25 protein-coding genes are annotated in these 26,717 nt (G+C 59.0%); 11 read left to right on the forward strand and 14 right to left on the reverse strand.

The window, feature by feature from the left end:
• The first annotated feature begins 176 nt into the window (after positions 1-176).
• On the forward strand, positions 177-539 hold the full coding sequence (gene yacL, locus AB8804_RS20955) for a protein YacL (protein ID WP_371189861.1): 363 nt from the start codon (positions 177-179) through the stop codon (positions 537-539).
• A gap of 30 nt (positions 540-569) precedes the next feature.
• Here yacL and speD read toward each other — a convergent pair whose 3' ends face one another.
• The 3 genes from speD to AB8804_RS20970 all read right to left on the reverse strand — a co-directional run bounded on the left by speD (position 570) and on the right by AB8804_RS20970 (position 2,699).
• Entirely contained in the window at positions 570-1,364 is a 795-nt protein-coding gene (gene speD, locus AB8804_RS20960) for an adenosylmethionine decarboxylase (protein WP_371189863.1), read from the reverse strand.
• Entirely contained in the window at positions 1,365-2,234 is an 870-nt protein-coding gene (gene speE / locus AB8804_RS20965) for a polyamine aminopropyltransferase (RefSeq protein ID WP_371189864.1), read from the reverse strand.
• Positions 2,235-2,351: 117 nt separating this feature from the next.
• Positions 2,352-2,699: a YacC family pilotin-like protein gene (locus tag AB8804_RS20970; protein WP_371189865.1), complete on the reverse strand. Its 348-nt coding sequence runs from the start codon at positions 2,697-2,699 to the stop codon at positions 2,352-2,354.
• A 145-nt stretch (positions 2,700-2,844) separates the two neighbouring features.
• Here AB8804_RS20970 and cueO point away from each other — a divergent pair, with 145 nt between their 5' ends.
• Positions 2,845-4,413 (forward strand): multicopper oxidase CueO, encoded by a 1,569-nt coding sequence (gene cueO / locus AB8804_RS20975; protein ID WP_371189866.1) that lies wholly within the window; start codon positions 2,845-2,847, stop codon positions 4,411-4,413.
• Positions 4,414-4,498: 85 nt separating this feature from the next.
• Here the strand turns inward: cueO and AB8804_RS20980 are convergent, their stop codons facing one another.
• Positions 4,499-6,889, reverse strand: coding sequence for a glucose/quinate/shikimate family membrane-bound PQQ-dependent dehydrogenase (locus tag AB8804_RS20980; protein WP_371189867.1), 2,391 nt, complete (start codon positions 6,887-6,889; stop codon positions 4,499-4,501).
• A 207-nt stretch (positions 6,890-7,096) separates the two neighbouring features.
• Here AB8804_RS20980 and hpt point away from each other — a divergent pair, with 207 nt between their 5' ends.
• Positions 7,097-7,633, forward strand: coding sequence for a hypoxanthine phosphoribosyltransferase (gene hpt, locus AB8804_RS20985; protein WP_371189868.1), 537 nt, complete (start codon positions 7,097-7,099; stop codon positions 7,631-7,633).
• Positions 7,634-7,715: 82 nt separating this feature from the next.
• Here the strand turns inward: hpt and can are convergent, their stop codons facing one another.
• Positions 7,716-8,378 carry a carbonate dehydratase gene (can, locus tag AB8804_RS20990; protein WP_371189869.1) on the reverse strand — a complete coding sequence of 221 codons (663 nt, stop codon included), beginning with the start codon at positions 8,376-8,378 and terminating at the stop codon, positions 7,716-7,718.
• 107 nt (positions 8,379-8,485) lie between these two features.
• Between can and AB8804_RS20995 the strand changes: the two genes are divergently transcribed.
• The 4 genes from AB8804_RS20995 to AB8804_RS21010 all read left to right on the forward strand — a co-directional run bounded on the left by AB8804_RS20995 (position 8,486) and on the right by AB8804_RS21010 (position 12,033).
• Entirely contained in the window at positions 8,486-9,412 is a 927-nt protein-coding gene (locus AB8804_RS20995; RefSeq protein ID WP_371189870.1) for an ABC transporter ATP-binding protein, read from the forward strand.
• Complete coding sequence (locus AB8804_RS21000) at positions 9,409-10,179, forward strand: ABC transporter permease (RefSeq protein ID WP_371189871.1); 771 nt, start codon at positions 9,409-9,411, stop codon at positions 10,177-10,179. The genes AB8804_RS20995 and AB8804_RS21000 overlap by 4 nt, the downstream gene beginning before the upstream one ends.
• Positions 10,180-10,281: 102 nt before the next feature.
• Positions 10,282-10,722: a PTS sugar transporter subunit IIA gene (locus tag AB8804_RS21005; protein ID WP_371189872.1), complete on the forward strand. Its 441-nt coding sequence runs from the start codon at positions 10,282-10,284 to the stop codon at positions 10,720-10,722.
• Positions 10,723-10,785: 63 nt separating this feature from the next.
• A complete protein-coding gene (locus AB8804_RS21010; protein WP_371189873.1) occupies positions 10,786-12,033 on the forward strand; it encodes a polysaccharide deacetylase family protein in 1,248 nt (415 codons plus the stop codon).
• Between the two features lie 3 nt (positions 12,034-12,036).
• On the opposite strand, the gene panD is transcribed toward AB8804_RS21010, so the two are convergent.
• The 9 genes from panD to thpR all read right to left on the reverse strand — a co-directional run bounded on the left by panD (position 12,037) and on the right by thpR (position 18,994).
• Complete coding sequence (gene panD, locus AB8804_RS21015) at positions 12,037-12,417, reverse strand: aspartate 1-decarboxylase (RefSeq protein WP_003856284.1); 381 nt, start codon at positions 12,415-12,417, stop codon at positions 12,037-12,039.
• A gap of 56 nt (positions 12,418-12,473) precedes the next feature.
• Positions 12,474-13,325 (reverse strand): pantoate--beta-alanine ligase, encoded by an 852-nt coding sequence (panC, locus tag AB8804_RS21020; protein WP_371189874.1) that lies wholly within the window; start codon positions 13,323-13,325, stop codon positions 12,474-12,476.
• Between the two features lie 11 nt (positions 13,326-13,336).
• Positions 13,337-14,128, reverse strand: a complete 792-nt coding sequence (gene panB, locus AB8804_RS21025; RefSeq protein ID WP_371189875.1) for a 3-methyl-2-oxobutanoate hydroxymethyltransferase — start codon at positions 14,126-14,128, stop codon at positions 13,337-13,339.
• Between the two features lie 121 nt (positions 14,129-14,249).
• Positions 14,250-14,729, reverse strand: a complete 480-nt coding sequence (gene folK / locus AB8804_RS21030) for a 2-amino-4-hydroxy-6-hydroxymethyldihydropteridine diphosphokinase (protein WP_371189876.1) — start codon at positions 14,727-14,729, stop codon at positions 14,250-14,252.
• Positions 14,726-16,123 carry a polynucleotide adenylyltransferase PcnB gene (gene pcnB / locus AB8804_RS21035; RefSeq protein ID WP_371189905.1) on the reverse strand — a complete coding sequence of 466 codons (1,398 nt, stop codon included), beginning with the start codon at positions 16,121-16,123 and terminating at the stop codon, positions 14,726-14,728. The genes folK and pcnB overlap by 4 nt, the downstream gene beginning before the upstream one ends.
• A gap of 42 nt (positions 16,124-16,165) precedes the next feature.
• Positions 16,166-17,056, reverse strand: coding sequence for a tRNA glutamyl-Q(34) synthetase GluQRS (gene gluQRS, locus AB8804_RS21040; RefSeq protein WP_371189877.1), 891 nt, complete (start codon positions 17,054-17,056; stop codon positions 16,166-16,168).
• A gap of 57 nt (positions 17,057-17,113) precedes the next feature.
• Positions 17,114-17,569, reverse strand: coding sequence for an RNA polymerase-binding protein DksA (gene dksA / locus AB8804_RS21045; RefSeq protein WP_001155232.1), 456 nt, complete (start codon positions 17,567-17,569; stop codon positions 17,114-17,116).
• Between the two features lie 176 nt (positions 17,570-17,745).
• The gene (sfsA, locus tag AB8804_RS21050) at positions 17,746-18,450 is read right to left on the reverse strand and encodes a DNA/RNA nuclease SfsA (protein ID WP_371189906.1); all 705 of its coding nucleotides are present in this window, start codon (positions 18,448-18,450) and stop codon (positions 17,746-17,748) included.
• A complete protein-coding gene (thpR, locus tag AB8804_RS21055) occupies positions 18,440-18,994 on the reverse strand; it encodes an RNA 2',3'-cyclic phosphodiesterase (protein ID WP_371189887.1) in 555 nt (184 codons plus the stop codon). Before thpR ends, sfsA begins: the two co-directional genes overlap by 11 nt.
• Positions 18,995-19,067: 73 nt before the next feature.
• Here thpR and hrpB point away from each other — a divergent pair, with 73 nt between their 5' ends.
• The 4 genes from hrpB to fhuA all read left to right on the forward strand — a co-directional run bounded on the left by hrpB (position 19,068) and on the right by fhuA (position 26,695).
• The gene (gene hrpB, locus AB8804_RS21060; protein ID WP_371189888.1) at positions 19,068-21,497 is read left to right on the forward strand and encodes an ATP-dependent helicase HrpB; all 2,430 of its coding nucleotides are present in this window, start codon (positions 19,068-19,070) and stop codon (positions 21,495-21,497) included.
• The gene (locus tag AB8804_RS21065; protein ID WP_371189890.1) at positions 21,494-21,700 is read left to right on the forward strand and encodes a hypothetical protein; all 207 of its coding nucleotides are present in this window, start codon (positions 21,494-21,496) and stop codon (positions 21,698-21,700) included. The genes hrpB and AB8804_RS21065 overlap by 4 nt, the downstream gene beginning before the upstream one ends.
• Entirely contained in the window at positions 21,687-24,209 is a 2,523-nt protein-coding gene (gene mrcB / locus AB8804_RS21070) for a bifunctional glycosyl transferase/transpeptidase (RefSeq protein ID WP_371189891.1), read from the forward strand. Before AB8804_RS21065 ends, mrcB begins: the two co-directional genes overlap by 14 nt.
• Before the next feature lie 236 nt (positions 24,210-24,445).
• Entirely contained in the window at positions 24,446-26,695 is a 2,250-nt protein-coding gene (gene fhuA / locus AB8804_RS21075; protein WP_371189892.1) for a ferrichrome porin FhuA, read from the forward strand.
• The last annotated feature ends 22 nt before the right edge of the window (positions 26,696-26,717 follow it).

Raw genomic sequence — 26,717 nt, forward strand, 5'->3', positions numbered from 1 at the left:
CCCTCACCCCCAACCCCTCTCCCCAAAGGGGCGAGGGGGGTTATATTCCCTCTCCCCTTTGGGGAGAGGGTTAGGGTGAGGGGTATTTTTTTATTTTCATTCCTCCCACCCCACACGCTTTTTTTCTTCCTCTCTGCTGCGATAATTACCCTATTGGCTTTGCAGAGGAAAATACTATGGATTACGAATTTCTGCGCGACATCACCGGCGTGGTGAAGGTGCGTATGTCGATGGGCCACGAAGCCGTTGGGCACTGGTTTAACGAAGAGGTGAAAGAGAACCTCGCCCTGCTGGATGAAGTAGAGCAGGCGGCGCGGACGGTGAAGGGCAGCGAGCGCTCCTGGCAGCGCGCCGGACACGAATACACCCTGTGGATGGACGGCGAAGAGGTGATGGTGCGCGCCAACCAGCTTGAGTTTTCAGGGGACGAAATGGAAGAGGGGATGAGCTACTACGACGAAGAAAGCCTGTCGCTGTGCGGCGTTGAGGACTTCTTACAGGTGGTAAACGCCTACCGCGACTTCATGAAACAGAAGTAACCTGCCGGAGCTTCCCTGCTCCCGCGCGCTTTACACGGCCGGAATATTGCGGCCGTAGTAGATTTCGCGCATCTCTTTCCAGAGCAGGCTGGTAATCGCCCTGCGCTCTTCTTCGCTCAGGTCTTCCGGCCTGGTGTGGAACATGTAGTGCTTCAGATCGAACTCTTTCAGCAGCATCTTGGTGTGGAAGATATTTTCCTGATACACGTTCACGTCCATCATGTCGTACAGCGACTTCATATCCTCTGACATAAAGTTCTGGATGGAGTTGATCTCATGATCAATGAAATGCTTCATACCGTTGATATCACGGGTAAAACCGCGCACGCGATAGTCAACGGTGACAATGTCGGACTCCAGCTGGTGGATAAGGTAGTTCAGCGCATTTAGCGGTGAAATCACCCCGCAGGTCGACACTTCAATATCCGCGCGGAAGGTGCACAGGCCGGCTTCCGGGTGGCTTTCAGGATAGGTATGCACGCAGATATGGCTTTTATCGAGATGGGCTACCACCGCGTCCGGCAGCGGGCCCGGGTGCTCGGTCTTGTCGATAAGCGTCGGATCGACGGGCTCTTCGCTCACCAGGATGGTCACGCTTGCGCCCTGCGGCTCGTAGTCCTGACGCGCAATGTTCAGGATATTCGCGCCGATAATGGAGCAGGTTTCTGACAGGATCTCGGTCAGACGGTTGGCGTTGTAGAGTTCATCGATATAGGCGATGTAGCCATCGCGCTCTTCTGCGGTTTTAACGTAGCAGATATCGTAAATACAAAAACTCAGGCTTTTGGTCAGGTTGTTAAAGCCATGCAGTTTAAGCTTTTTCAATTAGTTCACCCCCTTAGAGGACAGCGCGTCTTGCAGATACTGCGGTAAGGCAAACGCGGCGGTATGGATTGCAGGGTTGTAGTAGCGGCACGCGAGGCCGGACTGGTGGAAGCGGGCCTGAATGATTTCGGTGGAAAGGTGGCGCAGCGCCTCGTTGTCCGTCGCCCAGGCAAAGGTCATGATCCCGCCGTAATAGGTCGGAATGGCCGCCTGGTAGAAGCTGACGTCGCCAAAATAGGTGCTGAGTTTGCGGTGGCTGTCGAGCGCCTCATCCTGCTGCAGGAAGCACACGCCGTTTTGCGCGACAAAGATGCCGCCCGGGTTCAGGCAGCGCTTGCACCCTTCGTAGAACGATGAGGTAAACAGCGATGCGCCAGGGCCGACAGGATCGGTACAGTCGGAGATAATCACGTCAAACGTTTGCGTCGTCTGGTTAACAAAATTGACGCCGTCGTCGATAACCAGATTAAAGCGCGGATCGTCGTAGCTGCCCGCGTTATGGTTAGGCAGATACTGGCGGCAGAACGACACAACGCCCGCGTCGATTTCCACCATGGTGATGGATTCGACGGCGCGGTGACGAGACACTTCGCGCAGCATCGCGCCGTCGCCGCCGCCGATAATCAGCACGCGCTTCGCGTGGCCGTGGGCGAGCAGCGGCACGTGGGTCATCATCTCGTGGTAGATAAATTCATCGCGCTCGGTGGTTTGCACCACGCCGTCCAGCGCCATGACGCGCCCGAAGGCCGCGTTCTCGAAGATAATCAGATCCTGGTGATCGGTCTTCTCGTGGTACAGCACGTTATCAACGGCAAAGTACTGGCCAAACTGGTCATGCAGCGTTTCATGCCACGTTTTTTTATCGCTCATTGGCTGACGCCTCCTTCGTTAACATCCGTTACAGCCCGGTAAAACAGGCGTAACATCATAACGAACTATAACCGTGCTTGCACGGCTATAGCATCAACAGGGGCGCAGGGGGGAGGGTTACTTCACGTAGGCGAGCAGGCTGAGCGAGTCGCGCGCCAGCGCTTTGCATTTTTTGGCGGTAGGAATGCCGATCCCGCTTAAGTCGCGGTAGCTGTCTTCTCCCAGCGACTTCATGTCAAAGCTGTCGTAGTTGCTCAGATCCCACTGGTTCTGCTGGGCAAAAAAGACCAGCGCGCGGCGGATCTGCCCGTTGGGGAGATTTTGGTAGCCGCAGTCGTTTTTCAGAAAAACAAATACAGCCGTCAGATCGGCCATGTCTTCTGCTTCATTTTCACTCAGCGCATAGCTGTTCGCACACATTGCCATCAGGCTTCCGAACAAAATTGTTCTGAAAAACGTCTTCATTGCTTATACCACTGCGTCACGGAAAATTAACGTTAGCACACCAGGCATATGGGCGGCGATCTTTATTATTACGGCTTTGCTTGACCTTCCCGTAAGGGTAGGGTTTATGCTCAAAATATCGCCTGCTGGAAATAAGGAAATGAACATGCAACGTCGTGATTTTTTAAAGTATTCCGTCGCGCTGGGTGTCGCCAGCGCGCTACCGCTGTGGAGCCGCGCCGCGTTTGCGGCTGACAGGCCCAGCCTGCCGATCCCCGACCTGCTGACCGCCGACGCGCGCGGGCGGATCCAGCTTGTCGTCCAGGCGGGGAAAACCGCCTTTGCTGAACATACTGCCGCAACGTGGGGCTACAACGGTAATCTGCTCGGCCCGGCGCTTCAGCTGCGCAAGGGGAAGGCGGTCACCGTTGATATTCACAATACCCTTGCTGAAGAGACTACGCTGCACTGGCACGGTCTGGAAGTGCCGGGAGAGGTGGACGGCGGCCCGCACGGCATCATTAAGCCCGGCGGCAAGCGTACCGTCACCTTTACCCCGGACCAGCGCGCGGCAACCTGCTGGTTCCACCCGCATCAGCACGGCAAAACGGGCCATCAGGTGGCGATGGGGCTGGCCGGTCTGGTGCTGATTGAGGATGACGAGAGCCGCCTGCTCCGTCTGCCGAAACAGTGGGGCATCGACGACGTGCCGGTTATCGTGCAGGACAAGAAGTTCACCCCGGACGGACAGATTGACTACCAGCTGGACGTCATGAGCGCGGCGGTCGGCTGGTTTGGCGATACGCTGCTGGCTAACGGCGCGATCTACCCGCAGCACGCCGCGCCGAAGGGCTGGCTGCGCCTGCGCCTGCTTAACGGCTGTAACGCCCGCTCGCTGAATTTTGCCGCCAGCGACAGGCGCCCGCTGTACGTGGTGGCGAGCGACGGCGGCCTGCTGCCCGAGCCGGTGAAGGTGAGCGAGCTGCCGATGCTGATGGGCGAGCGTTTTGAGGTGCTGGTGGACATCAGCGACGGCAAGGCGTTTGACCTCGTCACGCTGCCGGTGAGCCAGATGGGGATGGCCGTTGCGCCGTTTGATAAGCCGCATCCGGTGCTGCGCATCCAGCCGCTGCAGGTCACCGCCTCCGGCGTGCTGCCGGACACGCTGGCTACGCTCCCGGCGCTGCCTTCCCTTGAGGGGCTTACCCAGCGCAAGCTGCAGCTCGCGATGGACCCGATGCTCGACATGATGGGCATGCAGGCGCTGATGAAGAAATACGGCAATCAGGCGATGGCCGGAATGCATCACGGCGAGATGATGGGCCATATGAATATGGATCACGGGAAGATGGGCGGCATGGGAAACATGAATCATGGCGGCCACGGATTTGATTTCCGCAACGCTAACACCATCAACGGCCAGGCCTTTGACATGAACACGCCGATGTTTGCCGCCGAAAAAGGCAAGTTTGAGCGCTGGGTGATTTCAGGTGAGGGCGACATGATGCTGCACCCGTTCCACATTCACGGCACGCAGTTCCGCATCCTGTCTGAAAACGGCAGCGCGCCAGCCGCGCATCGCCGGGGCTGGAAGGATACGGTCAGGGTTGAGGGCGGCGTCAGCGAGGTGCTGGTGAAGTTCGACCACGACGCGCCGAAGGAATTTGCCTATATGGCCCACTGCCACCTGCTGGAGCATGAGGATACGGGGATGATGCTCGGGTTCACCGTATAAAAAAAGCCGGGTGGCGGCTTCGCCTTACCCGGCCTACATAGAGCACCCGTAGGCCCGGTAAGCGTAGCGCCACCGGGCTTTTTAGTTACTTGTTTTCGTCCGGCAGCGCATACGCGACGATATAGTCGCCCATCTTGGTGCCAAACGAACCGTGACCGCCCGCAGAGATGACAACGTACTGCTTGCCATTCACTTCATAGGTCATCGGCGTGGCCTGTCCGCCTGCCGGCAGGCGGCCCTGCCACAGCTTCTCACCGTTGGTCATGTTGTACGCGCGCAGGTAGTTATCTGCGGTTGCCGCGATGAACAGCACGTTACCGGCGGTGGAGATTGGGCCGCCCAGCATTGGCATACCCATATTGAACGGTACAGGAACCGGCATCGGGAACGGCATGCTGTCCTGTGGCGTACCAATACGTTTTTTCCACACGATCTGGTTAGTTTTCAGATCCAGACCGGAGATATAACCCCAGGCAGGCTGTTTACACGGCAGACCAAACGGAGACAGGAACGGGTTCAGGGTCACGCCATACGGCACGCCGTACTGCGGCTGAATACCGGCTTCGGTACCGCTGCCCTTCGCGTCCTTCGGCGGCTCCATCGGGTTGCCCGGACCGCGTGGGATCAGGCGGGAAACGAACGGCAGCGCCATTGGGTTGGCAATCGCAACCTGACGGTTCGGGTCAACGGAGATCCCGCCCCACTCGAACATCCCCAGGTTACCCGGGAAGACCAGCGTGCCCTGCTCGGACGGCGGGGTGAAGATGCCTTCATAGCGCAGCTGATGGAACATCACGCGACACACCAGCTGGTCAAACATCGTGGCGCCCCACATGTCTGCACCGCTCAGGTCTTTCTTCGGACGGAAGCTCAGATCGGAGAACGGCTGGGTTTTGCTGACGTAATCGCCTTTCGCCGCACCCTGCGGAACCGGTTTTTCCGGTGCCGGCACAACCAGCTTGCCGTTGCTGCGATCCAGCACGAAGATGTTGCCGGTCTTGGCCGGAGCGTAAATCACCGGTACGGTTTTGCCGTTAACGGTAATGTCCGCCAGCGTTGGCTGGGACGGCATGTCCATATCCCACAGATCGTGGTGAACGGTCTGATAGCTCCACGCCAGCTTGCCGGTGGTCGCGTTCAGCGCCACGATCGCGCTCGCGTAGCGCTCCTGCTCCGGCGTGCGGTTACCGCCCCAGATATCCGGCGTGGTAACGCCCATCGGCAGGTAGACCAGGTCCAGCTTCGCGTCATACGCGGCAGGTGCCCAGGAGTTCGGCGAGTTGAAGGTAAAGGTGTGTTCATCCGACGGAATGGCGTTTGGATCTTTCGCGCCCGGATCGAAGGCCCACAGCAGCTTACCGGTGTTCACGTCGAAGCCGCGGATCACGCCCGAGGTTTCGCGGGTGGAGAAGTTATCCGTCACCGAACCGGCAATCACGATTGTTTTATCGGTGATGATTGGCGGAGAGGTTGGCTCATACAGACCCGGCGTGGTGTCCGGCATGTTGGTCTGCAGGTTCAGGATGCCTTTGTTGGCGAAGGTTTCGCACAGCTTGCCCGTCTCGGCGTTGATGGCGAACAGGCGGCCATCGTTCACCGGCAGCATGATGCGGCGCGGACAGTCGGCAACCACTTCAGGGCTGGCGTTATCCGCGCGCGCTTCGTGGTAAGAGACGCCGCGGCAGGTCACGTGCTGGAACGACGGATTCGAGTTCAGTTGCGGATCGAAGTGCCACTTCTCTTTACCGGTCGCCGCGTCGAGCGCAAACAGGCGCTGGTGCGCGGTGCACAGATAAAGCATGTTGCCGACCTTAATCGGCGTCACTTCGTTGGTCAGCTCGCCCGGATCGTTCGGCATCTTCAGGTCGCCGGTGCGGAACACCCAGGCTTCCTTCAGGTTTTTCACGTTATCCGCGTTGATCTGCTTCAGCGGGGAGTAGCGTTGGCCTTCCTGATTACGACCATACGCAGGCCAGTCGCCGTCGGCAACCTGCGAGATAGCCGCAGCAGGCGTGGATTCTGCGTTCAGCGTGCCGCTGATCTCCTGCGGGTCGTTAAACCCGGCCCAGGTCAGGATGCCGCCGCTAATCAGCAGGGCAACGACCAGGCCGGCGACCGCACCGCTTGAAGGCACGAGCAGGCGACGCCAGACGAACGGCAGAATAAGCCAGATGCCAAAGAAGACCAGAATGTCACTGCGCGGCGTCAGTGCCCAGAAGTCGAAACCGACCTCCCAGACGCCCCAAATCATGGTTGCGAGGAGCAGCGCAGCGTAAAGCCACAGCGCAGATTGTTTGCTACGCCAGAGCAGGACGGTTACGCCGAGCATAAGCAGACCCGCGATCGGGTAGTACCAGGAGCCGCCAATTGCGACCAGCCATACGCCACCGATTAACAGGTATAAGCCGCAGAGAGCGGCAAAGAGCGCTGTTAAGTTCACCAGTAGACGCGGCTGCTTAGTTTTTGATTCAGCCATAGAAAGTGTACTCGTCAGTTTTGTTAATTATTTGCTAGCAATTAATTATAGGTATTAACAAGTGTGATCGGAATCACAATATTTGCTTTTTATAACTCATACGCCAGGCTTATCCATTTGCTGTTATAATGGCCCGCTTGCGAATTGATGCTGGATGCACAGTCATCTGCATTGATGGATTTTCTTTAAAATCATATGGTTAGTAATATGAAACATACTGTTGAAGTGATGATCCCGGAAGCCGAGATCAAAGCGCGTATCGCCGAACTGGGTCGTCAAATCACCGAACATTACAAGGACAGCGGCAGCGAAATGGTGCTGGTGGGTCTGCTGCGCGGCTCTTTCATGTTCATGGCGGACCTGTGCCGTGAAGTGCAGGTGCCTCACGAGGTCGATTTTATGACCGCCTCCAGCTACGGCAGCGGCATGTCCACAACCCGTGATGTGAAAATCCTGAAAGACCTGGACGAAGATATTCGTGGCAAAGATGTGTTGATCGTTGAGGACATCATCGACTCCGGCAACACGCTGTCTAAGGTGCGCGAGATCCTGAGCCTGCGCGAGCCGAAATCCCTCGCCATCTGTACGCTGCTGGATAAACCCGAGCGCCGCGAAGTGCAGGTGCCCGTGGAGTATGTTGGCTTCTCCATCCCGGACGAGTTCGTGGTGGGTTACGGCATTGACTACGCGCAGCGCTATCGCCATCTGCCGTACGTGGGGAAAGTGGTATTGTTGGACGAGTAATTGAGTGGGTGCGGCCTGATGCCCTCACCCCAGCCCTCTCCCACAGGGAGAGGGAGAAAATCCCCGGCTTTTTTACGGCTGGTTATTTATGGTTAGTGTGCTTAAGCTTGAGGTTGGCAATCCCGGAACGGTAGCGCTGCTCCAGCGTTTCGCGGTTGGTGGCGGTGACGTCCAGATCGCGCAGCAGGCCGTCGTGGATGCCGTAGGCCCAGCCGTGAACCGACACTTTTTGCCCGCGCTTCCACGCCGACTGCATGATGGTGGAATGCCCGAGGTTATACACCTGCTCCATCACGTTTAGCTCGCACAGGGTATCGAGGCGACGCTCCTGCGGCATTTCGCCCAGCAGTGAGCTATGTTGAAACCAGATATCGCGAATGTGCAGCAGCCAGTTGTCAATCAGCCCCAGCTCCGGATTTTCCACCGCCGCCTGCACGCCGCCGCAGCCGTAGTGGCCGCAAATGATTATGTGTTCAACTTCCAGCACATCAACGGCATACTGTACCACCGACAGGCAGTTGAGATCGGTATGGATCACCAGGTTAGCCACGTTACGATGAACAAACAGCTCGCCCGGCTCCAGTCCGGTTAAGCGCTCGGCCGGTACTCGACTGTCCGAACATCCAATCCACAGAAAGCGTGGCTTTTGCACCTGCGACAATTTTTCAAAAAAACCGGGATCTTCTTCTACCAGCATCTTTGACCATAGTGCATTGTTGCTGATGAGTGTATCTATGTCGTTCATGGAGGTTAACGGCCTGTAACCGAGTGATAGCGTTGCGCTAATATAGGGTAACTCGACTTTTAATGAAACCACACAACGTGTGTCAGAACTATAGGTAAGTTTAATTCATGGCGATTGCACTAGAGCTTGAGCAGCTAAAAAAAACCTATCCGGGCGGCGTTCAGGCGCTGCGCGGAATAGACCTAAAAGTAGAGGCCGGCGACTTTTATGCGCTTCTGGGGCCGAACGGGGCCGGTAAATCCACGACGATCGGGATTATCAGCTCGCTGGTGAACAAGACCTCTGGCCGGGTGAGCGTGTTTGGTTACGACCTGCAGAAAGACGTGGTGAACGCCAAGCGCCAGCTAGGGCTCGTGCCGCAGGAGTTCAACTTCAACCCGTTCGAGACGGTGCAGCAAATCGTCGTTCAGCAGGCGGGCTACTACGGCGTTGAGCACAAAGACGCGGTTGCGCGCAGCGAAAAGTACCTGAAGCAGCTCGACCTGTGGGAAAAACGCAACGAGCGCGCGCGGATGCTCTCCGGCGGGATGAAGCGCCGCCTGATGATCGCCCGCGCGCTGATGCATGAGCCTAAGCTGCTGATCCTTGATGAACCAACCGCCGGGGTCGACATCGAGCTGCGCCGCTCCATGTGGGGCTTCCTGAAGGATCTCAACGACAAAGGCACCACCATCATCCTCACCACCCACTATCTGGAAGAGGCGGAAATGCTCTGCCGCAACATCGGGATTATTCAGCACGGCGAGCTGGTGGAAAACACCTCGATGAAAGCGCTGCTCTCCAAGCTGAAATCCGAAACCTTTATTCTCGATCTGGCGGCGAAAAGCCCGCTGCCGAAGCTGGAAGGGTATCAGTATCGCCTGGTGGATACCTCAACGCTGGAAGTCGAGGTGCTGCGCGAGCAGGGCATTAACAGCGTGTTTTCCCAGCTGAGCGCCCAGGGCATTCAGGTGTTGAGCATGCGTAACAAAGCGAACCGACTGGAAGAGCTGTTTGTCTCTCTGGTACAGGATAAACAAGGAGACAAGGCATGACGCATCTTTACTGGGTCGCGTTGAAAAGCATCTGGGCGAAAGAAATTAACCGCTTTATGCGCATCTGGATCCAAACTCTGGTGCCGCCCGTCATTACCATGACGCTGTACTTCATTATTTTCGGCAACCTGATCGGCTCGCGCATTGGCGAGATGCACGGCTTCACCTATATGCAGTTTATCGTCCCGGGCCTGATCATGATGGCGGTGATCACCAACGCCTACGCCAACGTGGCATCGTCGTTCTTCAGCGCCAAATTCCAGCGCAATATTGAAGAGCTGCTGGTGGCGCCGGTCCCCACGCACGTGATCATCGCCGGTTACGTGGGCGGCGGCGTGGCCCGCGGCCTGTGCGTCGGCGTTCTGGTTACGGCGATTTCGCTGTTCTTCGTGCCGTTCCAGGTGCATTCGTGGCTCTTCGTGGCGCTGACGCTGGTGCTGACGGCGATCCTGTTCTCGCTGGCCGGCCTGCTGAACGCCGTATTTGCGAAAACGTTCGACGACATCAGCCTGATCCCGACCTTCGTGCTGACGCCGCTGACCTACCTCGGCGGGGTGTTCTATTCGCTGACGCTGCTGCCGCCGTTCTGGCAGGCGCTGTCGCACCTGAACCCGATCGTCTACATGATCAGCGGCTTCCGCTTCGGCTTCCTCGGCATTACCGACGTGCCGCTGTTCACCACGGTCGCGGTGCTGGCGATCTTTATCATCGCCTTCTATGTGCTCTGCTGGTATCTGATCCAGCGCGGCCGCGGCCTGCGCAGCTAGCCTCCCGCCCGGCAGATTGCCTGCCGGGCGCTTTTCTTTGACAGTTATCACCGTAAACTAACCTTCACTCCGCTAAACTACTTGCCTGCTAAGGAGAGAGTTATGCTGGGATGGGTGATCACCTGCCACGATGAAGACGCACAGGAAATGTTGATCGCGCTTGAGGCCAAATTTGGCCCGCTGGCGCAATGCCGCGCGGTGAATTACTGGCGCGGGTTAAGCACCAACATGCTGAGCCGCATGATGTGCGATGCCCTGCACGAAACCGACTCCGGGGACGGCGTCATTTTCCTCACCGATAAAACGGGCGCCGCGCCGTACCGCTCGGCGGCGTTAATGAGCCACAAGCACGACAGCTGCGAGGTTGTCTCCGGAATCAGCCTTTCATTGCTTGAGAAAATGTATCCGCTGCGCGAGCGATTAACCAGCGCCGAGTTCCGTAACGCCATTGTCGCGCAGGGCGGGGCGGGCGTCAGCAGCCTCTGGCACCAGCAGCAGAAAAATCCGCCGTTCGTCCTGCTTCACGACCTGTATAAGAATTAGACGTTGGTATTGATGGCGCTTTTGTTACAATGGCGTCAGTTTACTCGCATCGATAATAATTCCATGTTTACGCGCTTCACTCTCCTGCTGTTTATTTTCTTTTCCGGCATCTGTTCTGCCAGCTTGTTAAGTCAGCAAAGGCTGCCCGCGCAGTATATGCAAACCACCGAAGACGCGGCGATATGGGCGCAGGTGGGCAACGACGTCATTAACGTGGGGAACGTGCGGGCAGGGCAGATCCTGGCGGTGGTTCCCGCGGCGGCGGACTACTACGAATTTCGCTTCGGCTTCGGCACGGGCTTTATCGACAAAGGCCATCTGGAGCCGGTTCAGGGGAAACAGCGGGTTGCGGACAGCCTGGGCGATTTAAATAAGCCGCTCAGCAACCAGAACCTGATCACCTGGAAAGACACGCCGGTGTATAACGCGCCGAGCAGCGGCAGCGCGCCGTTCGGCACGCTCAGCGAAAACCTGCGTTACCCCATTCTGAACAAGCTCAAGGACAGGCTTAACCAGACCTGGTTTCAGATCCGCATCGGCAACCGCCTGGCGTGGATAAGCAGCCTGGACGCGCAGGAAGACAGCGGCATCCCGGTGCTGACCTATCACCACATTCTGCGCGATGAAGAAAACACCCGCTTCCGACACACCTCTACCACCACCAGCGTGCGCGCGTTCAGCAACCAGATGACCTGGCTGCGCGATCGGGGCTATGCCACGCTGACGATGTACCAGCTGGAAGGATACGTGCGTAACAAAGTTAACCTGCCCGCGAGGTCCGTCGTCATCACCTTCGACGACGGGCTGAAGTCGGTAAGCCGCTACGCCTATCCGATCCTCAAAGAGTATGGCTTTAACGCCACGGCGTTCATCATTTCGTCGCGCATTAAGGGGCGTCCTCAGAAGTGGGATCCGAAGTCGCTGCAGTTTATGAGCGTACAGGAAATTAAGGGCATTCAGGACGTCTTCGACATTCAGTCCCATACGCACTTTCTGCACCGCGTTGACGCCTACCGGCACCCGATTTTACTGAGCCGCAGCGAGCACGTGATCCTGTTTGATTTTGAGCGTTCGCGCCGGGCGCTGGGGCAGTTCAACCCGCGCGTGCTCTATCTTTCCTATCCGTTTGGCGGCTACGACAATAAGGCGATAAAAGCGGCGAATGACGCGGGTTTCCACCTGGCGGTGACCACGGTAAAAGGGAAGGTAAAGCCGGGGGATAATCCGTTCTTACTGAAGCGTCTGTATATTCTCAGAACGGATTCGCTGGAGACGATGTCGCGGCTGATCAGCAACCAGCCGCAGGGGTAATGCTCAGGCAACCTGAACCGGAATCGCCTTCGCGGTACGTTTCATCTCGTTGTCGCCTTCGAAGTAGGCCACTTTTGGCTGCCAGCGGCGCGCCTCTTCATCAGACATCATCACGAAGCTGGCGATGATGACGATATCGCCTACGTCGGCGCAGTGCGCGGCGGCACCGTTGACGGAGATGATTTTCGATCCGCGCTCGGCGGCAATCGCGTAGGTGGAGAAGCGTTTGCCGTTGTTCACGTTCCAGATATCAATCGCTTCGTTTTCCAGAATGCCCGCCGCGTCGAGAAAATCCTGGTCGATCGCGCAGGAGCCTTCATAGTGCAGGTCTGCCTGAGTCACTTTTACCCGGTGAAGCTTACCTTGCAGCATTTTGCGAATCATTACGTTTACCTTTCATCATACGTTAACCCCTCTCACAAGAGGGGAGGGTGACAGCGTTACGCCAGCTCAACCACTTTATTGTCGATAAGACGCGCCTGGCCCAGCCATGCCGCGACGAGGATCACCGCGCGCCTGCTGGTTTCCGTCAGTTCGAGCAGCGTGTCGGCATCGCGGATCTGAATATCGTCGGCGCGGAAGCCTTTCTCGTTCAGCGCCTGTTCGGCGAGAGCGATAATCTCTTCTGCCGCCAGCGCTTTTGCCAGAAGCTGCTCCGCCATGGTGTTCATGACCTTACTCAGGCCCGGCGCAAGCTTGCGTTGGTCCGCCGTCAGATAGCCGTTGCGCGAGCTCAGCGCCAGGCCGTCCTTCGCGCGCACGATCGGTACGCCGACGATCTCGATGTCATAGCCCATGTCGGCCACCATCTTGCGGATCAGCGCCAACTGCTGGAAATCTTTCTCGCCGAAGCAGGCGATGTCCGGCTGCACCAGGTTGAACAGCTTGCTGACGATGGTGGATACGCCGCGGAAGTGCCCCGGACGGCTCGCGCCCTCCAGCATGGTTGAAATCCCCGGCACGTCCACGTAGGTTGCCTCGTCGGTGCCCTGCGGGTAAACGTCCGCCGGTGCGGGGGCGAAGACGATGTCCGCGTGGCGCTTTTTCAGCTTTTCACAATCTTCCTGCAGCGTGCGCGGGTAGCGGGCCAGGTCGTCAGCGCGGTCAAACTGCATCGGGTTAACGAAGATGCTGACCACCACGATGTCGGCACGCGCGCGCGCTTCGTCGACAAGCTTCATGTGGCCGTCGTGCAGATTGCCCATGGTAGGGACCAGCGCGATGCGTTTACCTTCCTGACGCGCCCGGCGGATGTGCTGGCGCAGCAGCGGCAGGGTTTCAATGATTAGCACAACAAGACTCCTTAATGGAAACTGTGTTCTTCGCCCGGATAGGCCCCGGACTCAACCTCGGCAATATACTGCCGCACCGCGGCGCGCATGTCGCCTGCTTGCGCCAGGAAATTTTTGGCAAATTTCGGGATATGCCCGCCGGTAATGCCGAACGCGTCGTGCATCACCAGGATCTGCCCGTCGGTGACGTTGCCCGCGCCAATGCCGATGACCGGAATGGAGAGCGCGTCGGTAATGCGCTTCGCCAGCGCGACGGGCACGCACTCCAGCACCAGCAGCTGCGCGCCAGCGGCTTCCAGCGCCAGGGCGTCGTCAAACAGCGTCTGCGCCGCGTCGCCGCGGCCCTGCACCTTGTAGCCGCCAAAGATGTTCACCGACTGCGGCGTCAGGCCCAGGTGCCCGCACACCGGCACGGCGCGGTCGGTGAGCATTTTCACCGTATCGACAAGCCAGGCCCCGCCTTCGATTTTGACCATGTTGGCCCCGGCGCGCATCACCGCGGCGGCGTTCTCAAACGCCTGCTCGGGGGTGGCGTAGGCCATAAACGGCAGGTCGGACAGCAGCAGGCAGTTCGGCGCACCGCGACGGACGGCGCGGGTGTGGTAGGCGATGTCTTCAACGGTGACGGGGAGGGTGGAATCATGTCCTTGTACCGTCATCCCTAACGAATCCCCGACCAGCATCACGTTAATACCCTCTTCGGCAAACAGTTTGGCGAAGCTGTAGTCATAGGCGGTGATGGTGGCGAAACGTTTTTTTTCCTGTTTGCATTTCTGCAGTAAGGAGATGGTGGTTGGTTTCATACTGTTTCCTGATAGCCCAAAGCGAATCTTTGCGCATTCTAACAGTAACATTCGGGGGAACAATGATTTTAGGTAACCGATTACCTGCAAATATTTCAGGGTGAATCGGTGAGGGGCAGGATTACCAGCGGGCGGGTTTTTCCGCGCCGAGACCGTCGAGAACGGCCTGCAGGGAGATCCCGTCAGGGAAGATGAGGGCGGGCGCGATTTCAAACAGCGGCCAGAGCATAAACCCGCGGTTTTTCATGTCGTAATGCGGAACCGTCAGGCGCGCGGTGTTTATCACGTGGTTGCCAAACAGCATGATGTCGAGGTCCAGCGTGCGCGGCCCCCAGCGTTCGGCTTTACGCACGCGGCCCTGCTGCAGCTCGATGCGCTGGGTATTGTCCAGCAGCGTGTCGGCATCCAGCTCCGTTTCCAGCGCCACGGCGGCGTTGAGGTAGTCAGGCTGATCCTGCGGGCCGAGCGGCGGCGTGCGGTAAAACGACGAGACGGCAACGATCCGGCTTTGCGGGATCTCGCCGATCGCGTTTACGGCAGCATTAACCTGCTCCAGCGGAGAGGCTAAGTTGCTGCCGAGGGCGATATACGCGAGGGTCATGCAGACCCTTCGCGGCGCGGCGCGCGCTTGCGCGGACGGCGATGACGGCGGCGCGGTTCCGGCTCGTCGTCGAGGTTGGTCAGCATATCTTTCTGCTCGGGCGGAGCGGAGACCTGAAACTCTCCCCACCACTGCGCCAGACGCTGCAGCTCCTGATTTTTTTCAATCTCGGCCCGCAGCGCCAGCAGGTCGAAGGCGGCGCGGAACTTAGGATGCTCCATCAGCTTCCAGGCGCGCTTGCCCTGACGACGCGACATGCGCAGCTGAAGCTGCCAGATATCGCGCACCAGCGTGGTGATGCGTTTCGGGATCGCCAGCGTGCGGCACGCTTCGTCCAGCACGTCGTTGGTCGCCAGCGAGAAGGCGTCGTAGTAGGCCAGCCCGCTCTCCTGCGCGATGCGCTGCGCGGTTTCGAGCAGCGGATACCAGAACATCGCCGCAAACAGGAACGCCGGGTTCACGCGCATGTCGTTCTGAATGCGGGTGTCGGTGTTCTTCAGCACCTGCGCAATCATGCGCTCCATCGGGCTGTCGCCGTTTTCGGTGAAGTTGCGGGTAATCGTCGGGAACAGCGGCTGGAACAGGCTGTATTCACGCAGCAGCTTGTAGGTTTCAAAGCCATGGCCGGCCTGCAGCAGCTTCAGCGCCTCTTCGAACAGGCGCGCGGGAGGCACGTCGTTGATGAGCGTCGCCAGACGCGGAATCGGCTCCCCGGTTTCCGGGCTAATGCGCATATTCAGCTTGGCCGCAAAGCGCACGGCGCGCAGCATGCGAACCGGATCTTCGCGATAGCGCGTCTCAGGCGTGCCGATCAGGCGAATCAGGCCTTCCTGCAGATCCTGCATACCGCCAACGTAGTCGCGAACGGTAAAGTCCGCCACGCTATAGTAAAGGCTGTTGATGGTGAAATCACGACGCTGGGCATCTTCTTCGATTGAGCCGAAGATGTTGTCGCGCAGCAGCATGCCGTTCTGGCCGCGCTGCGACGTCGTGCGATCGCTCGCACCCGCCTCGTGATGGCCGCGGAAGGTGGCGACTTCAATAATTTCGGGGCCAAACATGACGTGAGCCAGGCGGAAGCGGCGGCCAACCAGACGGCAGTTGCGGAATAGTTTGCGCACCTGCTCAGGCGTGGCGCTGGTCGTCACGTCGAAATCTTTTGGCTTTTTGCCCAGCAGTAAATCACGCACCCCGCCGCCGACAAGATAAGCCTCATAGCCCGCTTTATTCAGACGGTAGAGCACCTTGAGGGCATTTTCACTGATATCTTTGCGGGAAATGGTGTGCTGCTCACGGGGAACAACCGACATGCGGTTTTGCGCAATAGCGTCATTCGCCATGCTCTCTTCGCGGCTCAGCACTTTACGGCAAAAATTAGCGACTCGGGTAAAAATGGTACACCTCGTAGTGTGTTTTGTTATGAAAAAAGCGGCTAATCATAGCTCAGCGCGACGCGTTTGAGAATGCTGGATTTTCGGCACGGCGTTAAGCGTCCAGCCGGACACGGCCAATTTCAGCAGTTCGTCAAGAGTCAGATCCTGCCAGCCGATGATGACATTCTGGTTGAGAAACCGCAGCGCGTCGATTAAAACGGGGCGCGGATCGCCGCCGGGCAGGGCCGGAGCGTGGTTTTGCTTCGACAGCTTTGCGCCTTGCTCATTCACCGCCAGCGGCAGATGAATGTAGTCCGGCGCGCGCCAGCCAAACTGCTGATAGAGCGAAATTTGCCGTACGGTAGGTTCCACCAGGTCGGCCCCGCGCACGATTTCCGTCACGCCCTGGAAATGGTCGTCCACCACGACGGCCAGGTTATAGGCAAACAGGCCGTCGCGCCGGTGGATGATGAAATCTTCACGCGCCAGACGCTCATCCGCGCAGATTTCACCGGAGAGCAGATCGGTAAAGCGCGTGACGGGCGCGTGCTGGCGCAGGCGCACGGCGGCATTTTCCGGGCCGTTATTCAGCGAGCGGCAGTGGCCGTCATAAACGCCTCCCACGCTCTGAATGCGCGCGCGGGTGCAGGTGCAGTTGTAGGAAAGCCCTTGCTCGCTGAGCCAGGCCAGGCGCTCACGGTAGGCGTCGTGCCGCTGCGACTGCCAGAGAACCTCTTCGTCCCAGCTCAGGCCGTAATGTTCCAGCTGACGCAGAATGGTGTCTGCCGCACCGGGAACTTCACGGGGAGGATCGATATCTTCAATGCGAACGAGCCATTTACCCTGACGGGCGCGGGCCTGCAGGTAGCTGCCGAGCGCGGCAATTAATGAGCCGAAGTGGAGTTCACCGGAAGGGGATGGCGCAAAGCGCCCAATATAATCAGATTCAGACATATCAATTAACAAGGCGGGAGAGACTCCCGCCTTTGCAGTATGTTTAGCGTGCCGGAATTAGCCAGCCATCTGTTTTTCGCGGATTTCTGCCAGCGTTTTACAGTCGATGCACAGGTCGGCGGTTGGACGCGCTTCCAGGCGACGAATGCCGATCTCAACACCGCAGGATTCGCAGTAGCCGAAATCTTCGTCTTCCACTTTTTTCAGCGTTTTTTCGATCTTTTTGATCAGTTTGCGCTCGCGGTCACGGTTACGCAGTTCGAGGCTGAACTCTTCTTCCTGAGCGGCACGGTCAACCGGGTCCGGGAAGTTGGCAGCTTCATCCTGCATATGTGTAACGGTGCGATCGACTTCATCCCTAAGTTGATTACGCCATGCTTCAAGAATACGCTTGAAGTGCGACAGCTGGGCTTCGTTCATATACTCTTCGCCCGGCTTCTCCTGGTACGGCTCCACCCCAGCGATGGCGAGAATACTCAGGGACGATGTTTTACGGTTTTGCCCTTCTTGCATGTTGCTTCTCCTTAACACGCACTATCGATCCCCATGTTGGGGGAAAAATCAGGTCGCTATAAATAGCAGATGCTTTTCCGTAAGGCAATTATCTAAACGTAACACTTGACAAGCCTGTGAGGAAAAGCGTATTTGCGCACGTGGCCAGAACAGATAATAAACAATCTTCTAATCCCTTATAAGACAATGGGAAGAGAGGATTTCAGAGTCATATTATCGGCAGAAAGTTCCGCTTTATAGACGAAAATTTCTACCCCCTGCTTTTGTGCCTCATTCAACAGTTGCGCGTAGGTAGGATCGATATGGCGGGCGGGCGAAAATCGCTGTATGGCTGAGTGCAATACGGCAAACAGCAATATGGCGCGCTTACCTGCCGCCGCAACGCTCATCAGCTCCCGCAGATGCTTCTGGCCACGCAGCGTCACCGCATCCGGGAAGTAGCCATTTTCCTTTTCCGCTAACGTCACTGATTTGACTTCAATATAGCACTCAGGACGATCTTCCGCCTGTAGCATAAAGTCAATTCTGCTGCTCTCATCGCCATATTTCACTTCGCTTTTATGCGTACCGTAACCCACCAGCTCAGGAAGCGTTCCGTTCATTAACGCCTCCTTCACTAATTGATTTGCGCGCAGCGTGTTCACGCAAATAAATTCCCCTTTTTGGGTCTCGGTCATTTCCCAGGTATGGGCATATTTGCGTTTAGGATTTTCTGAAGTGGAATACCAGACCGTGTCCCCCGGCGTGGCGCAGCCGGTCATCGCGCCGGTGTTGGGGCAGTGCAGCGTTAACGTTTCGCCTTCAGGCGTGACCACGTCGGCGAGAAAGCGCTTGTAGCGCTGAATAAGCGTGGCGCGCCTTAGCGCAGGGCTAAACTTCATCACGGTTCCTTTGGGTATCGCCCAGCGTCCAGCGCTGCAGCGGCGTGTATCGGGTGCGTCCTTGTGCAAAGACGGATTCGTAAAGCGCGAAGCTATTCACCGGAAACGTCCAGCTAAAGCCCGGTGGCGGGATCGCAACCGCCTGGCCCGCATCGCGCAGCAGGGTAATGTGCGGATGAAAAGGCTGCGGGCTTTGGTAGCATCCGCTGCGCGCGGCCTGGGCGCGCAGCATGTTGGCGAGCTGCAACAGCCCGCGCGGCGGCTGGCGCGTGCCGAGCCACACCACGCGCGAGCGCAGCCACTGTCCGGCATCGTCAAGGTGCAGGGTAAAGCCCGGCTGGGATATCCGCCCGGCCATGGCGCAGAGCGCCCGCTGCTTTTCGGCGCTTACGTCGCCTAAGAAGGCGAGCGTCAGGTGCAGGTTGGCGGCGGCAATCGGGCGGCCCGCGTCCGCCGGGAAGCTTTCGGCGCGCCAGCGAACGATTTTCCGCTGGATCGCGGCGGGCAATTCAACGGCAAAGAAAAGTCGTTTCGACTCAGACATACGAGGGACTCGGTAATGATATGCGCCGATGCTACAATGTACGCCGACTAATGTTAACCCTCTGGAGCTGTTCGTGTCCTCATTGCCGGTCGCCGTCGTCCTTCCCGAGCTGCTTTCTGCCCTACGCTACGCCCCGCAGGTTTTGCTTAACGCCCCCACCGGCGCGGGCAAATCCACCTGGCTGCCGCTGCAGATCCTGAACGCGGGCGCGATCCCCGGGAAAATCATCCTGCTTGAGCCGCGCCGCCTGGCCGCGCGCAACGTGGCGCAGCGCCTGGCGGAGCTGCTCAATGAAAAACCGGGCGAAACGGTCGGGTACCGCATGCGTGCCGAAACCTGCACCGGCCCGAATACGCGCCTTGAGGTGGTGACCGAAGGCATTCTCACCCGCATGCTGCAAAACGACCCGGAGCTGACCGGCGTCGGGCTGGTGATCCTCGATGAGTTCCACGAGCGCAGCCTGCAGGCGGACCTGGCGCTGGCGCTGCTGCTGGACGTGCAGCAGGGTCTGCGCGACGACCTTAAGCTGCTGATTATGTCGGCCACGCTGGACAACGAGCGCCTGCAGCAAACCTTGCCCGACGCGCCGGTTATCTCCTCCGAAGGACGAGCCTTTCCGGTGGCGCGCCGCTATCAGCCGCTGGCGGCGCACCAGCGCTTCGACGAGGCGGTTGCCGTGGCAACCGCAGAACTTCTGCGTCACGAGCCGGGATCGCTGCTTCTGTTTTTACCCGGCGTGGGCGAGATCCAGCGCGTGCAGGAACAGCTCGCCCCGCGGGTAGGGCGCGACGTTGCGCTTTGCCCGCTGTACGGCGCGCTGCCGCTGAGCGAGCAGCGTAAGGCGATCCTTCCCGCGCCTGCGGGGCAGCGCAAGGTGGTGCTGGCCACGAACATTGCCGAAACGAGCCTGACCATCGAAGGTATCCGCCTGGTGGTGGACAGCGCGCAGGAGCGCGTGGCGAGCTTTGACCCGCGTACCGGGCTTACCCGGCTGCTGACCCAGCGCATAAGCCAGGCGTCGATGGTGCAGCGCGCGGGCCGCGCGGGGCGTCTTGAGCCGGGCATCTGTTTGCACTTAACCAGCGCCGAGCAGGCCGATCGCGCGGCGGCGCACGGCACGCCGGAAATCCTGCAAAGCGATCTCTCCGCGCTGGTGATGGATCTTCTGCTGTGGGGCTGTCCGGATCCGGCCCAGCTGACGTGGCTAAACCCGCCACCCGCGGTCAACCTTGCGGCCGCGCGCGCGCTGCTGGCGCGGCTGGGGGCGCTGGAGGGCGAACGCCTGACGCCGCGCGGGCAGAAAATGGCTGCGCTCGGCAACGATCCGCGCCTGGCCGCCATGCTGGTGGCGGCGCAGGGAAATGACGAAATCGCCACGGCGGCAAAGCTGGCGGCGATCCTGGAAGAACCGCCGCGCGGCGGCAGCAGCGATCTGGCGCAGGCGTTTTCACGCAGCCAGGCTAACTGGCAGCAGCGCGCGCAGCAGCTTTGTAAACGGCTTAACGTCCGGGGCGGGGCGCTTGATAGCGATCGTATCCCCGTTCTGCTGGCGCAGGCTTTCCCGGACAGGATTGCCCGGCGGCGCGGTCTGGACGGCCGCTACCAGCTGGCGAACGGCATGGGCGCGATGCTGGACGGCGACGATCCGCTGACGCGCCGTGAATGGCTGATTGCCCCGCTGCTGCTGCAGGGCAGCCACTCGCCCGACGCGCGGATCCTGCAGGCCTTCGCGGTGGATATCGACGCCCTCACGCGGGCGTGCCCTCAGCTTCTGGAAAACTCTGACACCGTGGAATGGGACGACGCGCAGGGAACGCTGAAGGCGTTTCGCCGCAGCCAGATTGGCAGGCTCACACTCGGGATGAAGCCGCTGGCAAAGCCGTCGGAAGAGGAGCTGCACCAGGCAATGCTGAACGGCATTCGGGAAAAGGGCATTGGCGTACTAAACTGGACCCCGGAGGCCGAACAGTACCGTCTTCGCCTGCACTGCGCCGGGCGCTGGCTGCCGGAATACGGCTGGCCGCAGGTTGACGATGAGGCGCTGCTGGCGTCACTGGAGCGCTGGCTGCTGCCGCAAATGGGCGGCGTTCACTCGCTGCGGGCGTTAAAATCGCTTGATGTTAAGGCGGCGTTACAGAATTTAGTGGACTGGTCATTACGTCAACGTCTGGATAGTGAACTGCCGGGGCATTACACTGTGCCGACCGGAAGCCGGATTGCCATTCGTTATCACGAGGATAATCCTCCGGCGCTGGCGGTGCGAATGCAGGAGATGTTCGGCGAAGCCGCTACGCCGTCAATTGCCGAAGGGCGGGTGCCGCTGGTGCTGGAGCTGCTCTCTCCGGCGCACCGTCCGCTGCAAATCACCCGCGATTTGAGCGCGTTTTGGGCGGGGAGCTACCGTGAAGTGCAGAAAGAGATGAAGGGTCGGTATCCCAAGCACGTCTGGCCGGACGATCCGGCGAACGCGGCGCCAACGCGTCGGACGAAGAAGTATTCGTGATGGTGGTGAAAGAGGGTAGTGCGGCCTGGTGCCCTCACCCCGGCCCTCTCCCACGGGGAGAGGGAGAAAACACTAAAAACGGCAACTCTCGTTACCGTTTTGCTTTTGTTTTGAGAGATTTCTTCTTTCATCGTTCGGTGGAAGACAAGAGAATCTGGCCTTTGCGCCTGAATGTTGCGGAGAAAAAGCATGGCGGGGAATGACCGCGAGCCAATAGGACGTAAGGGGAAGCCCGCCCGTCCGGCGAAAGAAAAAGTGAGCCGTCGTCGACTCAGAGATGAGGATTACGACGATGACTATGATGACGATTATGAGGATGAGGAACCGATGCCGCGTAAAGGAAAAGGCAAAGGGCGCAAGCCTCGCGGCAAGCGCGGCTGGCTATGGCTGCTGCTGAAGCTGTTCATTGTTTTTGTCGTGCTGGTTGCGATTTACGGCGTCTATCTGGATCAGAAGATCCGCAGCCGTATCGACGGTAAGGTCTGGCAGCTGCCGGCGGCGGTGTATGGCCGCATGGTGAACCTTGAGCCGGACATGTCGATCAGCAAGAACGAGATGGTGAAGCTGCTGCAGGCCACGCAGTATCGTCAGGTGACGAAAATGACCCGACCCGGCGAATTTACCGTGCAGGCGAAAAGCATTGAGATGATCCGCCGTCCGTTCGACTTCCCGGACAGCAAAGAGGGGCAGGTGCGCGCGCGTCTCTCCTTTGACGGCGATCGCCTGGAAACCATTGAGAACATGGATAACAACCGCCAGTTCGGTTTCTTCCGTCTCGATCCGCGCCTGATCACCATGCTCTCCTCGGCGAACGGCGAGCAGCGCCTGTTTGTCGCGCGCAACGGCTTCCCGGATCTGCTGGTGGACACCCTGCTGGCAACCGAAGACCGCCACTTCTACGAGCATGACGGGATCAGCCTTTACTCCATTGGGCGCGCGGTGCTGGCGAACCTGACGGCGGGCCGCACGGTGCAGGGCGCGAGTACGCTGACCCAGCAGCTGGTCAAGAACCTGTTCCTCTCCAGCGAACGCTCCTACTGGCGTAAGGCCAACGAAGCCTACATGGCCGTACTGATGGACGCGCGCTACAGCAAGGACCGCATCCTTGAGCTGTACATGAACGAGGTGTACCTCGGCCAGAGCGGCGACAACGAGATCCGCGGCTTCCCGCTGGCGAGCCTGTACTACTTTGGCCGTCCGGTGGAAGAGCTGAGCCTTGACCAGCAGGCGCTGCTGGTGGGCATGGTGAAAGGGGCGTCCATCTACAACCCGTGGCGTAACCCGAAGCTGGCGCTCGAGCGTCGTAACCTGGTTCTGCGTCTGCTGCAACAGCAGCAGGTGATTGACCAGGAGCTTTACGACATGCTGAGCGCGCGTCCGCTGGGCGTTCAGCCGCGCGGCGGCGTGATTTCACCGCAGCCCGCGTTTATGCAGATGGTGCGCCAGGAGCTGCAGAGCAAGCTCGGCGATAAGGTGAAAGATCTCTCCGGCGTGAAGATCTTTACGACGTTCGACTCCGTTGCGCAGGACGCGGCGGAAAAGGCCGCCGTTGAAGGGATCCCGGTGCTGAAGAAGCAGCGCAAGCTGAGCGATCTGGAAACCGCAATGGTGGTGGTTGACCGCAACACCGGCGAGGTCCGTGCGATGGTCGGCGGCGCCGAGCCGCAGTTTGCGGGCTACAACCGCGCGATGCAGGCGCGCCGTTCGATTGGTTCTCTGGCAAAACCGGCGACCTATCTCACCGCGCTGAGCCAGCCGAATCAGTATCGCCTGAACACCTGGATCGCCGATGCGCCAATCTCCCTGCGCCAGCCTAACGGCCAGGTGTGGTCGCCGCAGAACGACGATAAGCAGTTCAGCGGCCAGGTGATGCTGGTGGATGCGTTAACCCGCTCCATGAACGTGCCGACGGTGAACCTGGGGATGTCGCTGGGGCTGCCAGCGATTACCGATACCTGGCAGAAGCTGGGCGTGCCGAAGGATCAGCTGCACCCGGTGCCAGCGATGATTCTGGGCGCGCTGAACCTGACGCCAATCGAAGTGGCGCAGGCGTTCCAGACGATCGCCAGCGGCGGCAACCGCGCGCCGCTTTCCGCACTGCGCTCGGTGATTGCGGAAGACGGCTCGGTGCTGTACCAGAGCTTCCCGCAGGCAGAGCGCGCGGTACCGGCTCAGGCGGCGTATATGACGCTGTGGACCATGCAGCAGGTTGTGCAGCGCGGCACCGGCCGCCAGCTTGGCGCGAAGTACCCGGGCCTGCATCTGGCGGGTAAAACCGGGACCACCAACAACAACGTGGATACCTGGTTTGCCGGTATTGACGGGCGCGAAGTGGTGATCACCTGGGTAGGCCGCGACAATAACCAGCCGACCAAACTGTACGGCGCCAGCGGGGCGATGTCGATTTACCAGCGCTATCTGGCGAATCAGTCCCCGGTTCCGCTGAACCTGGTCGCGCCGGAGGATATCGTCGATATGGGCGTGGATGATTCCGGCAACTTCATTTGCGGCGGCGGCGTGCGAACCCTGCCGGTCTGGACGACGAACCCGGACTCGCTGTGCCAGCAGAGTCAGCCTGAACAGCCGACGGGTAACCCGTTCGATCAGTCATCTCAACCGCAGCAGCAGCAACAACAGCAGCCGCCGCAGAACGAGAAGAAAGACAGCGACGGCGTGGCCGGCTGGATTAAGGACATGTTCGGCGGTAACTAGCGAGCAGCATTCCCCCTTCTTCGGAAGGGGGAATATATTCACCATTCCATCTCATTTCTTTAACCGCCATTTTATTTCAAATTAACGCTTCATTTTCTCTTGTTTAATTCTTAAACCCTTAATTCTCGTAGGGCCGCTTATCGCTTGCTATGCCGCCAGCGTTTCGCATATTATTCTGCGGTCATAATAATAATTCTCGTTTACGTTATCATTCACTCTTTCATCAGAGAACCATCATGGCGCTTTCCAATACTGCTCAGCCAATCAATACGTCGCTGCGTAAAATCGCGGTCGTCGTTGCCACAGCGGTTGCCGGCATGTCTGCTTATGCGCAGGCCGCCGACGCACCGAAAAAAGAAGAGACTATTACCGTCACCGCCGCACCGGCAGCACAGGAAAGTGCCTGGGGACCCGCTGCGACCATCGCAGCAAGACAATCCGCGACCGGGACGAAAACAGACACGCCGATCCAGAAGGTTCCGCAGTCTATTTCCGTGGTCACCGCCGAAGAGATGGCGCTGCACCAGCCTCGTTCGGTGAAAGAAGCCCTGAGCTACACGCCGGGCGTTGCGGTTGGCACGCGCGGTGCGTCCAATACCTATGACTATCTGGTCATCCGCGGCTTTGCGGCCGACGGCCAGAGCCAGAACAACTACCTCGACGGCATGAAGATGCAGGGCAACTTCTACAACGACGCGGTAATTGACCCTTATATGCTGGAGCGCGCTGAAATCATGCGCGGTCCGGTTTCCGTTCTGTACGGAAAAAGCAGCCCGGGCGGCCTGCTGAACATGGTAAGCAAGCGCCCAACCACCGAGCCGCTGCGAGAGATCCAGTTCAAGATGGGCACCGACAGCCTGTTCCAGACCGGCTTTGACTTCAGCGATGCGATCGATGACGACGGCGTTTACTCTTACCGCCTGACCGGCGTGGCGCGCTCCAACAACGCGCAGCAGGAAGACAAAGGCGAGCAGCGCTATGCCATCGCGCCGTCGTTCTCCTGGCGTCCGGATGACAAAACCACCTTCACCTTCCTCTCTTACTTCCAGAACGAGCCGGAAACGGGCTACTACGGCTGGCTGCCAAAAGAGGGAACGGTCGATCCGCTGCCGAACGGCAGCCGACTGCCGACCAACTTCAACGAAGGGGCGAAGAACAACACCTATTCCCGTAACCAGAAGATGGTGGGATACAGCTTCGACCACGAGTTTAACGACACCTTCACCGTGCGTCAGAACCTGCGCTTCGCCGAGAATAAAACCTCGCAGAATAGCGTTTACGGCTACGGCGTTTGTACCGACCCGGCGAACGCCGGCAGCAAGCAGTGTGCGGCGTTAGCACCTGCTGACAAAGGCCATTTCATGGCGCGTAAATACGTTATCGATGACGAGAAGCTGCAGAACTTCACCGTCGATACCCAGCTGCAGAGCAAGTTCGCGACCGGCGCGATGGACCACACCCTGCTGACCGGCGTTGACTTCATGCGCATGCGCAACGACATCAACTCCTGGTTCGGCTACGACGACTCCGTGCCGCTGCTGGATCTCTACAATCCGGTGAGCAGCGATTTTGATTTTGGTGCGAAAGATCCGGCCAACTCCGGCCCGTATCAGATCCTCAACCGCCAGAAGCAAACCGGCCTGTACGTGCAGGATCAGGCGCAGTGGGACAAGGTGCTGGTCACCCTGGGCGGCCGCTACGACTGGGCAGATCAGGAGTCGTATAACCGCGTGGCAAACACCACCTCTAAACGCGATGATACCCAGTTCACCTGGCGCGGCGGCGTTAACTACCTGTTCGATAACGGCGTAACCCCGTACTTCAGCTACAGCGAATCCTTCGAACCGTCTTCCCAGACCGACGCGCAGGGCAAGCTGTTCTCGCCGTCTAAAGGCAAACAGTACGAAGCGGGCGTGAAGTACGTGCCGAGCGATCGTCCGATCGTGATCACCGGCGCGCTGTACCAGCTGACGAAAACCAACAACCTGATGGCCGACCCGGCGGGCGGATTCTTCTCCGTTGAAGGCGGCGAAATCCGCGCCCGCGGCGTTGAGCTTGAAGCCAAAGCCGCGCTGTCTGCCAGCGTGAACGTTGTCGGTTCTTATACCTACACCGATGCGGAATACACCACCGACACCAACTACAAAGGCAACACGCCTGCGCAGGTGCCAAAACACATGGCGTCCGTGTGGGGTGATTACACCCTGTATGACGGCGCGCTGTCTGGCCTGACGCTGGGTACTGGCGTGCGTTATACCGGCTCCAGCAAAGGCGACCCGGCGAACAGCTTCACCGTGGGCAGCTACACCGTTGTGGATGCGCTGGTGCGTTACGATCTGGCCCGCGTTGGCCTGGCGGGGTCCAACGTGGCGCTGCACGTGAACAACCTGTTCGATCGTGAATACGTTGCCAGCTGCTTCAACACCTATGGATGCTTCTGGGGTGCCGAACGTCAGGTTGTCGCGACGGCGACCTTCCGCTTCTAATCTCGATTTGGGCACGGTTCGC

This window comes from Enterobacter sp. KBR-315C3_2022 (assembly GCF_041399425.1).
GTDB lineage: Bacteria > Pseudomonadota > Gammaproteobacteria > Enterobacterales > Enterobacteriaceae > Enterobacter.